Raw genomic sequence first — 13,231 nt, 5'->3', positions numbered from 1 at the left:
TAGGGTTTGGGAGTTTAATATGTTTTTTCTTTTCAGAATAATTCTAGCTGTCCGTTGTTTCCTTTTGGTTTTTTGGCTTTTCCCATAACGGTCCGGCCTTCGTATTTCCAGGAATTATTTCGTTCTTCTTCAATCAGATCATCGAATCGGTTATTGGGCTGGAAATCTTTTTCAAGTTGTGCGGCTACTTTTGACAAATTTTTAAGTGCTTCGGATTTGTCGTTATCTCCCAATCTTGCTTTTTGAACAGCCTTATCCAGAATCTGAATTGATTCGTCATAAATCGAGATGGGTACCGGAAACGGATGTCCGTCTTTTCCGCCATGCGCAAAAGAAAATCTTGCAGGATCTGAAAACCGGGAAGGTGTTCCATGAATAATTTCACTTACCAGAGTCAGCGACTGAATTGTTCTCGGGCCGACTCCTTCAAGTAAAAGTAGTGATTCCATATTCTGAACAGGATTGTCGTGTGCTAATGCTAATACCGATCCCAATCTTTTCAGGTTCACATTTTCGGCTCGCACATCATGATGTTCAGGCATGATCAGTTTGCGAACTTCCCGCATGATTTTATCCGGATTTTCAGTCGTCAATTCAAGTATTCCTGAACGCGTTGGCGCCGCAGCTTTGTCCGTCAGGTTCAATATTATTCCCTGATTTTTACCGTAAATAGAAGTATGCGGTTCTTCAATAAATGATTTTATACTTGGAGAATGCCAGTGATATCGTCTGGCCATTTTCTCATCCGTATTCATTCCCTGTTGGACCACAGCCCAGTTTCCTTCTTTGGAAACAACAAAAGAATGCAGATACAACTGAAATCCATCCTGAATGGCGGTATTATCAACTTTGGCTGAAAGGCGGCTGTTATGAACTAAAAGATTTCCATCCAGTCCTGTTTTGTCGGCGATTGCCAGTAATTCTGCCGGTGTTTGCCTGGATTGTTTTCCCCGACCCCCACAAATATAAATCCCCAGGTCCGCGGATCTTTTATTAACAGAGCGTTTCAAAGCGCCCATCACAGAAGTCGTAATTCCGGATGAATGCCAGTCCATTCCCAAGACACAACCCAGCGACTGGAACCAGAAAGGATCACTTATTTTTTGAAGTAAAACATCCCGTCCATACTCGATCACGATGGATTCTACGATTGCTCCACCTAATAAGCTCATTCGCTGAGCCAGCCATTCCGGCACTTTTCCGTAGTGCAAAGGCAAATCCGCATGTCCACTTTTCATAGATGTAAGGTACTCAAAATTTAGTTTTTTTAATTTTAAGAAAAACAAGAGCGATATTTGTATATCATTATAGTAAAAGAATCAAACCGAACAAAATGACTAATAACGATATTCTTAAAAAATTACGTGTGGCGCTTCATTTGAGAAATGATGAAATCATTCAAATTCTGGCGCTTGTGGATTTTAAAGTAACAGCGAGCGAGCTTGGTGCATTATTTCGTAAAGAAGGGCATGAAAATTATAAACCTTGCGGCGATCAGCTGTTACGTAATTTTCTTAATGGCTTAATCATCCATATGCGCGGATCGGCGGAAGATGGTAAAATCCGTGATGAAGCTTAAAACACAAAAAATGTGCTGAAATTCACCAGCCATCAAACAAAGACTTCCTGATCACCTCATTTTTTCTACCTTTGAGTTTACCGGATTTGTTTCATTTAAATTGATCCGGTTATTCATTCCATTAAAAGCTAAAATCACTTAAAAAATAAAAAATGTTAATTCAGGTTGTTATTACCCTTGTACTCGTACTTCTGAATGGTTTTTTTGTAGCTGCCGAATTCGCTATTGTTAAGATCCGAGCTTCCCAATTAGAACAAAAAGCACAGGAAGGTAATAAAATGGCCATTTTGTCGAAACAGATCGTTTCTAATCTGGATGGATATCTGGCTGCTACACAATTTGGGATCACACTGGCAAGTTTAGGTTTAGGTTGGATTGGTGAGCCTGTTGTTTCAAAAATATTAATTGGCGGTATGGAACTTGTCGGCATATCGCTGGATCCTGTTTTAGCCCATCAAATCGCTTTACCTGCTGCATTTGCTATTATTACCGTTCTTCATATTGTTTTTGGAGAACTTGCTCCCAAATCGATCGCGATTCAGCGTCCGGAAGCCACAACGTTATTCCTGTCGTATCCGTTACACGCATTTTTCCTTGTTTTCCGCCCGATCGTCTGGATTTTAAATGGTATTGCCAATTTTATTTTGGGACTATTGGGTATTACGCCTACACACGGAAGTGAAGTTCATAGCAGCGATGAATTGCGATATCTTGTTCAGCAGCAGAAAGATAGTGGAATGATAGAAGCGGCTGATTACGATTTGATTAAAAATGCTTTTAACTTTTCAGAGCGTATAGCACGACAGGTTATGATTCCGCGAACAACTGTTGTTGGTGTGGATATAAATGATTTTACAGAAGCGGATCTTGAAAAAATATTAGAAGAGGGTTATTCCAGAATTCCGGTTTACGAAGATTCCATGGATCAGATTATCGGTGTTTTACATTTAAAAGATCTGTTGATGAAAATGCGGAAAGGAGATGAAATTGTTCTTTCCGAGCTTGTTAGACCAATTTCGATGGTTCCAGAATCAAAGCCAATTGGAGCGATTTTACGAGATTTCCAATTAAGTCGTCAGCAAATGGCTGTCATTGTGAATGAATATGGCGGTGTGGAAGGCATTGTGACGATGGAAGATATTCTGGAAGAACTCGTTGGAGAAATTCAGGATGAATACGATAACGAAACGCCGATTGTAAAAAATGAAAACGGAAATTATCTGGTATTAGGTTCTGCCTCGATAAGTGATATCAATGAACATTTGCCCAATGATATTTCAAGAGAAGGTGATTATGAAACATTGGCTGGTTTCCTGATTTCTAAATTTAACCGTATTCCTTCGATTGGCGAAAAAGTCCGCACAAAGGATTATGAATTTATGGTCATGAAAAAACAGCGCAGTACCATTTCTTTGGTTCAAATTACTGCTTTGGAAGAATAGTAAATTAATAAACGGAGGCTCCGAAGAAGCCAGGTTACCATTGCAGCATTATGTGTTTATAAACAGAAAGCTCTAATTAGCTGCTATTTTAGGTCGATTTTGATGGTTAATGGTTGCTGATTTCTTAAAATTTCAACCTCCATGTTTCCTGTCCAGTTGTATTGCTGACGGATCGCTTCCAGTCTGACTACATTATCAGCAGCTTCTTTGTTGGCGATTCTGATGACATCACCAGCTTGTAATTTACTTTTTGTCAAAATACTTGTTGAGGGAATTTCAACCAGAATAACACCTTTTTCATCAGGCAGACCAAAAGCTGAACGATCTCCCAAACCTTGTACATTTCTGATCTTGGCGCCTAGCCAGGTTATTTCCTGTAACTCTTTTTCCAACGACGCATTAAGCAAAATTGGCAATTCCACTTTCTCAGAAATTGCTTTCAAACTTTCTTTTAAAACCCCAAAATCATCCATTGGAAAGTTTTTGAAACCAATGCCGAGAGCCGGACTGGTGGTTTTAACCTGATAATTTCCATTTTTTGCATCGATAAAATCAGCATCTCCAAAATGGCTGTTTTTATCAATACCAAAGGCTTGCGCGCTTTTCAGAGCAGTTTCGTCTGGAAAAAGATTATGATCGACTTCCTGTCCCCAATCATTAACCAGAATTGGAAAGTAAGGACGCATCACAATGTTATGCCGGAAAACGTCGCCGCTGTTTTTGAACCAGACATGCGGATGAAAGGAATTGTTGATCAGGATATTATTTTCAGCAATTCTCTTAAATCCCTCGCGAAATTTCAATCCGCCGCTCAAACAAACATTGTTATAAATGTGATAATTGCTGCTGCCATCGTCCAGATCTATATCCCAGCCGTGATCGCAGCGGAAACGATTGTTACGGATAACCACGGGCTTTTGAGCATCCAGCAGAATTAATTCAGGATGTGCCGCTACCAGACTATCCATCACTTTTCGGTTTGGGTGCCAGAAACGATCCCGGCCCCAGGAATTGAATGCGCCGTGATCTCCGGTTTCCATTACGGTTTCAAAAACATCGTTATTTTCAATCAAATGTCCGCCCCAACATCCATCACCGATATTGATTCCTGCACGCGGCACACGGTAAATCGTATTATGCCTGACCAGAATTTCAGAAGCCATTTCAATTTGTACTCCCGTGGCCTGTTTTTCAATTTGTCCAATGTTATGAATCAGATTATTTTCAGCAAAACAATTGGATGGAAATCTGTTATTTTTCGGACCGGGCGTTTTATCCATTTTGGCATAAGGAACGAAATTGTCATAACCAAAAGCTGCGGAACGAACCGCGGAACTATCACCTACAAAACAAATCGCACTCGATCCAAGAGCATGAAAATGAGAACCAGTGACACCGGATGCATGATTATGTCCGCTGATCATGACCGCATTTCCACCAAGATTGGAAAACTCAGAATCCTCGATAACACAGTTTTCTGTATTTTCAAGCAAAACGGCACCACCACGATAAATCATCCAGTCGCTTCGTAAAAGAGGTTCATAATGATCCATAATCGTTCGTTCGGTATGTTCGAAATGAATGCCTTTGATGGTGATGTTGTGGATAGGTTTTTCTTGTGTTCCTTTTATTTCAATGATATGTTTCAAGTTCGAAACTTCAATTGCTGCCGAATTTAGATCCGTTCCTAAGCGAGGATAAACAAATAAAGTTTTTGCGGTTTTGTCATAAAACCATTCTCCGGGTGAGTCTAGTTCTTCAAAAATGTTTTCAACAAAACGGGATTTAAGATGCAAAGGAGCCGGACGATTGTTTTGCCAGCCACCTTCTAAAACCGGTTTGCCATCTTTAATTTCTTTGATTCGGTAATGAAAGCTGCCCCATTCTCCCTGATGCAGGGCATGGAAATATCCTCCGGCTGGGTTTTTCCATTTTTCTATTCGCTCAGGAGAAAACACGTCTTCTGCAGTGCCATTGAAAACTCTGGCTGTGGAATCATAATTCGGGTAACGCGCAAGAATTTGTGGTTTTTCGTTTATAAATAAACTCTCAAAATCCGGACCTTCTACTTTCGTTTTCCAGATAGTATTCGTGTGTTTTTCCCACTTCGCATTTATTTTCCGGCCGGCGCTTAGTATTACTTTTTCATTTTTATATGCTTCTATTACTACTGATTTTTGGTTCAGTTTAGTATTGTTAAGCAATAAAGTCTGGTCAAGATTATATGCGCCTTTGCGAATGTGGATGGCCACATGCATTTGTCCGGATTTACTGATCCTGGCGATGGCGGCGGCTGGTGTTTTTAGCGGAGACAGAATTGTCCCTTTGTTTGCGTCATTTCCGGTGGGAGAAACGTACAGGTTATTTTGAGCCAGTAAAGGGAGGAAGATACACTGAAAACAAACGAGAGCTTTGTAAAAATATCCAATCCGCATACTGTCAACGTTGAAGTGAGAATTTATTCTATTGTTATCTTTTTTAATTTAAGGGTTTTCTCTTGCTAATCTACCTGTTTTAAGATATTTTCATCCTTTAAACTACACATTTATGAAAACTTATTCCAAAATTTTGATCGCATTTTTGGTCCAGAGTTTAGTCGTTCAGGTGACTTTCGGCCAAATAAAAAAGTCCTCAGATGCTGTTTTTGTAAATGCCCATGTCAAACCGAAATTTTCTGAAATGGTTGATTACGGATTGCCGACTAATAAAGAAGGAATCCACGAATTTCCGGGTGGAAAAGCGCCGGTATCTAATCAGATAAATCCGGATGGCTCAATCAGGGTTAATAGAACGGGGGAAATTATTTTACCTGTCGAAATGATCAGGACAACAGAAGAACAAAGGACAGCTGATCCAAATGCAGGTTTTGAGAGTAAAAAAAAGAGCAAAAAGAGAAAAAATTAATTTTTCGTAAATAAAAAGTCCGCAAGCGTAGAAGATTGCGGACTTTTCTTTTTAAAACGATGTAGCTTTTTAAGCGTTGTTATATACTTTAAAAACCGTTTCTCTCAATTTCTGTCCGCTTTCGGTTAATACAAATGCGATACTTTCGGCGATATCGGTGGCTGAAATCCATTTGGTAAAATCTGCATCCGGCATTGCTTCACGATTTGTAGGCGTATCAATAGTGCTTGGTACAATCACCGTCGCGGTAATATTGTCAGATTTTCCTTCGGCATTTATAAATTCCGCCATTTTAAATAGCAGCGATTTGGAAAGTGCATAAGCGAAATTTCCTTTTCCCTGGTCAGCTTCCAACGCAGGCCTTGCACCAACGAAAATAAATTGTCCGCCGCCATTTGCTTTAAAATGAGCCATTAAAGGTTTTACCAGATGGAACGTTGTAAAGAAATTGAGACTAAACATTTTTTCGAGTAATGCGTCATCCGTTTCATGCAGACTTCCCGGTGCATAGGCGCCAACCAGGAAAATACCGGCCTGAATTGTTTTTGCTTTTTCAAGCGTGGTGTTGACAAAATTCAGTGATTGTTCGCTATCCGTCAAATCCACAATCTGTCCTGTAACATTTTTGAATTCGTCAAAAGCATGTGCGTTTTTCGAACCAAAGGTTACGTACAATTCATTTCCGAGGTCAGAGAGTTTTTTAACAACATCTTGTCCCAGACCTCCGGATGCGCCGCTGATAATTATGTTTTTCGACATGGGTTTGTTCAATTGATTTGAAACTATTTGTTTAAAAGCTCAATCAAAAACTGTCTGAAAGGTTCCGCAAATTCCTTTCTTTTTAAAGCAAATTCTACGGTCGTTTTAAGATAATCCAGTTTGTCACCAATATCATGACGTTTTCCTTCGATATGATGTGCGTAAATATTTTCACGTTTCAACAAAAGTAATAATGAATCGGTTAATTGAATTTCGTTATTTTTTCCTTTTGGTGTTTGTTCGATACAATTGAAAATTTCCGGCGTTAAAATATAACGACCCGCAATAGCCAGATTGGAAGGTGCAAGTTCGATGGCTGGTTTTTCAACCAACGTTGTCAATTCCAGAATGGTATCACTCAAAGAATTTCCACCAACGATACCGTAGCGATTTACCTTGTTTGCAGGAACCTGTTCAACCGCAATAACCGATCCGCCATATTGTTCGTAAGTATCCATCAATTGCTGCGTGACCGGAATGACAGAATCCATAATGGTGTCGCCCAGTAAAACTGCAAATGGTTCGTTACCAACGTGATGACGCGCATAATAAATGGCATCTCCTAAACCGTTAGCCTCTTTCTGACGAACAAAATGTACATTGGCCATATCCGCCAGACGACGCATTTCATTGAACCAGATCATATCTTCTTTTTCTTCCAGGCGCGATTCCAGTTCAACGTTTCTGTCAAAATGATCTTCAATGGCGCGTTTTCCTTTACCTGAAATAATCAGAATATCTTCAATCCCTGAATCAACAGCCTCTTGTACAACATATTGAATGGTAGGAATATCAATAATAGGCAACATTTCCTTTGGCATTGATTTGGTCGCTGGCAAAAATCGGGTTCCAAGTCCGGCAGCAGGAATTACAGCTTTACGAATCATATGTTTTTAGGTTTTAGCTATTAGCGGTTGGGCGTTAGTGCGCGACTAACTGGTTCTTTAATAAAATAACTTCTATTGTGCAAAATGTTGGTTCGGGCAACTTAGCTAAAAGCCAATCGCTAAAAGCCAACAGCTTACATCAAACTACAAACGGCTTAATAACCCTCGCGTTATGTTTTTTTAGTTTGACAAAAAGCTGGTTGAGCATATCGTCATCTTTATAAATCCCTATAATTGTTCCACCTGAACCTGCAAATTTTGCAGATGCGCCACATTCTCTGGCAGCATTTATCAATCTTTTATTAGACTCAGGAACATTATAAATTTTACAACGAAGGTTGAAATTTTCATTCATTAATTCATGCAGATCGTCAGGCCTTCCTTCTTGCAGAGCCGTATATCCCTCCTTTGCTTTATTCCCAATTTTACCTAATACATCAATGACATCCTGTTCTCCCCGATCAAATCTTGTACGTACATCACTATGGACTTTCCCGGAAACCTTGCTCAGATTTGTATTATAAGCAACATAAAGTTTAGGAAGTAATGCAGGATTTATTCTCTCGTAAAGCCCGTGGCCTTGTCTTTCAATTAAGGTTTTATCAAAGTCCATATAAACGCAGCCTTCATAACACTGAATGACCCGATCCTGTAAACCTGCGGCAATACCGAGTTCTTCCGTTTCAGAAACCATCACAAGTTGCGGAAGTATTTCAATTGGAATTTCAACTTTGTAAAACTGCATGAGTGCACGAAAAAGCGCCACAACAATAGCACTGGACCCGGACATGCCAACCTGACGTGGAATGGACGAACGATATCTGACCGTAAAATTACGATTAGGCAATTTGATATTATTGTCTTCGCAATAATCGGCAAATTTTTTGATACCTGCTTTAATAAGCGGAATACCACCATTATAACCCAGCATACTGACAGATTCCCGCAAATGAAATATGCTTCTGAAAGTGCTGCCGTCCTGTGGCTCCGGCTCTATGTGAAGCTCGGGAGATTCGTATAACGAGATGGATGCACCGAAATTCCGTACAGAAATCGATATTGTTTTTCCAAAAAAACCATCTGAAGGATTTCCCAGTAGCCCGGCCCGGGCGTATGCGCGCGTTTCAATGATCAAAGTGAGTCTTTTTTTGCTTCAAAAATAGTAACTAATTGACGACACTTTTCACATTTGGCCCTTAAATAAATCTATCATTCGAAAGTGGTGGTATGGAAATATTACAACGCCTTTTTTCGACTGAAAGAATGAGTAAGAAATAGCCGGTTATAAATAAAAAAGTGGTCAGAGAGAAGTTTACAATTACTTCTCTCTGACCACTCCTAAACTTTACTTTGAAAAATTAAGCTTGTTTAATCAATTGAATATTGATTGCCAGTTTAATTTCGTCGCCTACAACTACGCCACCTGCTTCGGTTGTTGCGCTCCATGTAAGTCCAAATTCTTTACGGCTGATTTTACCGTTAATTTCAAAACCTGCTTTGCTTTGGCCATAAAAATCCGTCATAGCTCCGCCATATTCAGCATCCAATACAACTGATTTTGTTATGCCTTTTATTGTCAAATCACCTTTCAGATTGTAAGTATCATCACCAGTTTTTTCAAGACCTGTTGACACAAAAGTCAATTTAGGATGGTTTTCGGCATCAAAGAAATCGCCTGAGCGAAGGTGCTCATCGCGTTGTGTTTGGTTTGTATCAATACTTGCTATATCAGCAGAAAACTGAATATTAGCAGTTGTCAAATCGTCACCGTCTGTTTCAGCACTTCCTTCAAAAGTTTTGAATGAACCTGTTACCGTTGAAATGACAAGGTGTTTTACTTTGAATTGAATTTCGGAATGCGTTGGGTCAATAACCCATGATGTTTTAGCTGACATAATATAGGATCGTTTAATTAATATGTTTCTACATTTAATGTATATACATGTAAACGTAAAAAAAAGTTTAAATAAAGATAAAAAAAATTCTCAATCATTTTAGATTGAGAATTAAAGTATTGATAGTAAGATATTTACTGTTATTAATTAATTTATTCTTTTGGCATAGTGAAAATGGCTTCGTCAATTTTTGGATTAACTTCTAACGTTTTAATATTCATTGCCATCGTAGCACCTGGCATAGCAGAGGTTTCTACTTCAGATGTAAATGGATACGTAATTCCATCTACCTGTTTGAAGTTGGATTGGGTGTTTTTCGATTCAATTTGCTGTCCCTGAACAGTGACCGAAGCTACAACCTTAAGAATATAGTAAGTATCCTGGGAAATGTAATTGGTGCGTTTTGAACCACTTTTTAAGTTTTGTGTAACCTTGTATACTTTTGTGCCACCAAGATCATCTTCTCCGTCGAGTGTCAAAGTCTGCCCTTTTTCCTTATAGTTATATAATCCTGTCAAATCCGTTTCGGCAGAAAGTGATTTAACGATTTCGTCGGGAAGTGGGGTAGCTTTTGTTTGGCCCGCCATCGGATTTATAGACCAGCCCTTATCATTGTCAATAACTTGTGTGATCGTAGATCCCTGAACAACGGTTTCACTACGAAAGCCGCGATCCTGAACGATGGTTGTGGTAACTGGAATCTGCATTTTCATCACTTCCATTTCAGCGGTAATCTTCACACTTTTCAGCTTCGACAATTTTTCTTTGCCACCCATAGCGGTCAAATGCAAAGCGACGATTTCGTCAAGTGTTTTTTGAGCAAATGCGGAAGAAAATATTCCTGAGATTATTAAAATAAGTAGTGACTTGAAATAAGTGGTTTTGTGCATGTGGAGTTTGTTTTGATAAAGTGTAAAACTAGGGAATATTAATTTAAATGTGAATTTGATTGAGGAAGAGCGGATTTTATTGCTGTTGAATGTGACAGTTTTTATTACCCGTCGGATGTCGGAAAAAGCCATCCAACAGGGTCGCTCGCTCCGTCGGACTGCTTTTTCTGCTGTCGGACGGATATTAAAAGCTGTTTAGGCAAAAGAATTTTATTCAAACTTTGCATAAAAAAAACGAACGAACCACAAAGGTGGTCCGCTCGCCAAAATATATAAGTTCTTAAAACTAATTATGAATTTTTCAATGCTTCTGCACCACCAACGATTTCAAGGATTTCCGTTGTAATCGCAGCCTGACGCGTACGGTTGTAAATCAATTTCAGTTCTTTCAAAAGATCCTGAGCATTTTCAGTCGCTTTATCCATTGCGGTCATACGTGCACCTTGTTCCGAAGCATTTGATTCAAGAACGGCGCGATATAACATGATCTTCAACGATTTTGGAATTAATTCAGCAAGAATTTCTTCCTCGTTTGGCTCAAATATATAGTTTACCTCCGGAGCTTTTACTTTCTGGGTAGTAGTATCAGCAACGATCGGTAGATAAGGATCTGTGTGAATAATTTGCGTAGCAACATTTTTGAACTCGTTATAAACGAGATCAACCACATCATAACGACCTTCTGAAAAGTCCTTCATGATTTTTTCTGCTGCTTCTTTTACGTTCACAAATTTAAGTCTTGTAAACAAATCGGTATAAGCGGTGTTAACTTTAAAACCTCTGCGGTTAAATGCTTCTGCACCTTTTTTACCGATTGCAAAAATCTCAACATTTCCCTTGCCAGCCTGTACTGAATATTTTTCTTCAATCAGTGCCAGGGTAGCTTTAATAATATTTGTATTAAAAGCACCACACAATCCACGATCGGAAGTAACGACAATGATCAATATTTTTTCAGCAAAACGGACTGTTTTCAATGGGCTGTCCACTGAGTTTTCAGAACCTGCCGAAACTGTCGAAAGCATTTGTCCCAATTTCTGGGCATAAGGACGCATTTGCAGGATATTATCCTGAGCTCTGCGCAATTTAGCAGCTGCCACCATTTTCATGGCTTTGGTTATCTGCTGGGTTGAATTAACCGAAACAATCCGGTTACGTACTTCTTTTAAGCTTGCCATCTTAGGGAAATTAAATGCGGTCCGCCTGAGGTAATCAATAATTAAAAAATCAAAAATGGGAAGACCACTTCTGATTTTTTAATTAAAGCTTCTCTATTAATATTTAGCTGCCAGTTCTTTTGCAACTTTGTCGATCACGTCAGTAACGCTGTTATCAAGTTTACCTGCACGAAGCGCGTTCAAAGTCTCTTTGTATTGCGCTGAAAGGATCGTAAGGAATTCTTTATCGAATTCTTTTACTTTATCAACAGGAATTCTGTCTAACAATCCTTTTGTAGAAGCATAAACAGTAGCAACCTGATGTTCAACAGGAACCGGAGCATATTGAGGTTGTTTCAATACTTCCTGGTTACGGCGTCCACGGTCAATCGCAAGTTTAGTAGAAGCATCAAGATCCGAACCGAATTTTGCAAAAGCTTCCAATTCACGGAATTGAGCCTGATCAAGTTTTAACGTACCTGATACCTTTTTCATCGACTTGATCTGCGCGTTACCACCCACACGTGACACCGAGATACCTACGTTGATCGCAGGACGGATACCCGAGTTGAACAAGTTGGATTCAAGGAATATCTGTCCGTCTGTAATCGAAATTACGTTCGTCGGGATATAAGCAGAAACGTCACCAGCTTGTGTTTCAATGATTGGAAGTGCAGTTAATGAACCACCACCTTTAACCTTGCCGATTAGAGAAGGAGGAAGATCGTTCATGTTTGCCGCAATGCTGTCGTCATTGATAATCTTCGCAGCTCTTTCCAAAAGACGGCTGTGAAGATAAAATACGTCTCCTGGATAAGCTTCACGTCCCGGAGGGCGACGAAGTAACAGGGAAACTTCACGGTAAGAAACCGCTTGTTTTGAAAGGTCATCATAAACAATAAGTGCAGGACGACCAGTATCACGGAAATATTCACCGATTGCAGCACCTGTAAAAGGAGCATAAAATTGCATTGGTGAAGGATCCGATGCACCAGCTGCTACGATTACCGTATAGTCCATTGCACCATAACGACGAAGTGTAGCTTCGATACCTTTGATTGTTGAAGCCTTCTGGCCGCAAGCTACGTAGATACAGAATACAGGTTCGCCTTTATCAAAATATTCTCTTTGATTGATGATCGTATCGATTGCAACAGCAGTCTTTCCAGTCTGGCGGTCACCAATGATCAACTCACGTTGTCCACGTCCGATAGGAATCATCGCATCGATCGCTTTGATACCTGTTTGTAGAGGTTCAGTTACAGGCTGACGGAAAATTACCCCCGGAGCTTTACGCTCAAGCGGCATTTCGAATGTTTCACCCTGGATAGGGCCCATTCCGTCGATTGGTTCAGCAAGTGTGTTAACTACACGGCCTACAATACCTTCACCAACTTTTACTGAAGCGATCTCTTTAGTCCGCTTCACTGTGTCGCCTTCTTTAATCTCACTTGAATCACCAAGTAAAACGGCTCCAACGTTATCTTCCTCGAGGTTCAATGCGAGGGCCTTCAAGCCATTCTCGAAAACAAGCAGCTCACCTGCTTGCACTTGGGAAAGGCCATAAATGCGGGCAACACCGTCACCTACCTGAAGGACTGTTCCTACTTCTTCGAGCTCTGCTTCAGATTTAGCGCCTGCAAGTTGTTCGCGCAGGATGGCCGAAACCTCGTCCGGTCTAACAGATACCATAGTATAATTGACTTATTTAGAGTATA

General features: G+C 39.9%; 12 protein-coding genes. 3 read left to right on the top strand and 9 right to left on the bottom strand.

The annotated features are described in order from the left end of the window. Positions 1–32: 32 nt before the first annotated feature. Positions 33–1,238: a DUF763 domain-containing protein gene (locus FZF08_RS20345; RefSeq protein WP_159472380.1), complete on the bottom strand. Its 1,206-nt coding sequence runs from the start codon at positions 1,236–1,238 to the stop codon at positions 33–35. A 95-nt stretch (positions 1,239–1,333) separates the two neighbouring features. Between FZF08_RS20345 and FZF08_RS20340 the strand changes: the two genes are divergently transcribed. Next, positions 1,334–1,579, top strand: coding sequence for a DUF1456 family protein (locus FZF08_RS20340; protein ID WP_159472376.1), 246 nt, complete (start codon positions 1,334–1,336; stop codon positions 1,577–1,579). Positions 1,580–1,731: 152 nt separating this feature from the next. After that, positions 1,732–3,021 (top strand): hemolysin family protein, encoded by a 1,290-nt coding sequence (locus FZF08_RS20335; RefSeq protein ID WP_159472373.1) that lies wholly within the window; start codon positions 1,732–1,734, stop codon positions 3,019–3,021. Between the two features lie 83 nt (positions 3,022–3,104). Here the strand turns inward: FZF08_RS20335 and FZF08_RS20330 are convergent, their stop codons facing one another. Continuing rightward, positions 3,105–5,456 carry a right-handed parallel beta-helix repeat-containing protein gene (locus FZF08_RS20330; protein WP_159472350.1) on the bottom strand — a complete coding sequence of 784 codons (2,352 nt, stop codon included), beginning with the start codon at positions 5,454–5,456 and terminating at the stop codon, positions 3,105–3,107. Between the two features lie 112 nt (positions 5,457–5,568). Here FZF08_RS20330 and FZF08_RS20325 point away from each other — a divergent pair, with 112 nt between their 5' ends. Continuing rightward, positions 5,569–5,925, top strand: a complete 357-nt coding sequence (locus FZF08_RS20325; RefSeq protein WP_159472347.1) for a hypothetical protein — start codon at positions 5,569–5,571, stop codon at positions 5,923–5,925. Positions 5,926–5,994: 69 nt separating this feature from the next. On the opposite strand, the gene FZF08_RS20320 is transcribed toward FZF08_RS20325, so the two are convergent. The 7 genes from FZF08_RS20320 to atpA form a co-directional block, all read right to left on the bottom strand. Beyond that, complete coding sequence (locus FZF08_RS20320) at positions 5,995–6,684, bottom strand: SDR family NAD(P)-dependent oxidoreductase (RefSeq protein WP_159472344.1); 690 nt, start codon at positions 6,682–6,684, stop codon at positions 5,995–5,997. 23 nt (positions 6,685–6,707) lie between these two features. Then, on the bottom strand, positions 6,708–7,571 hold the full coding sequence (gene galU, locus FZF08_RS20315; protein WP_137344081.1) for a UTP--glucose-1-phosphate uridylyltransferase GalU: 864 nt from the start codon (positions 7,569–7,571) through the stop codon (positions 6,708–6,710). 139 nt (positions 7,572–7,710) lie between these two features. Further along, positions 7,711–8,706: a mevalonate kinase gene (locus tag FZF08_RS20310; protein ID WP_159472341.1), complete on the bottom strand. Its 996-nt coding sequence runs from the start codon at positions 8,704–8,706 to the stop codon at positions 7,711–7,713. A gap of 223 nt (positions 8,707–8,929) precedes the next feature. Continuing rightward, positions 8,930–9,466, bottom strand: coding sequence for a YceI family protein (locus FZF08_RS20305; protein ID WP_159472338.1), 537 nt, complete (start codon positions 9,464–9,466; stop codon positions 8,930–8,932). 152 nt (positions 9,467–9,618) lie between these two features. Next, positions 9,619–10,356: an outer membrane lipoprotein-sorting protein gene (locus FZF08_RS20300; protein WP_159472335.1), complete on the bottom strand. Its 738-nt coding sequence runs from the start codon at positions 10,354–10,356 to the stop codon at positions 9,619–9,621. A 290-nt stretch (positions 10,357–10,646) separates the two neighbouring features. Continuing rightward, complete coding sequence (gene atpG, locus FZF08_RS20295; RefSeq protein ID WP_159472332.1) at positions 10,647–11,534, bottom strand: ATP synthase F1 subunit gamma; 888 nt, start codon at positions 11,532–11,534, stop codon at positions 10,647–10,649. A gap of 96 nt (positions 11,535–11,630) precedes the next feature. Continuing rightward, positions 11,631–13,205 carry a F0F1 ATP synthase subunit alpha gene (gene atpA, locus FZF08_RS20290; RefSeq protein ID WP_159472329.1) on the bottom strand — a complete coding sequence of 525 codons (1,575 nt, stop codon included), beginning with the start codon at positions 13,203–13,205 and terminating at the stop codon, positions 11,631–11,633. Positions 13,206–13,231 lie beyond the last annotated feature (26 nt).

The organism is Dyadobacter sp. 3J3 (assembly GCF_009801115.1).
GTDB lineage: Bacteria > Bacteroidota > Bacteroidia > Cytophagales > Spirosomataceae > Dyadobacter.
The sequence above is the reverse complement of the archived record's forward strand: the minus strand, read 5'-3'. Positions and strand labels throughout refer to the sequence as shown.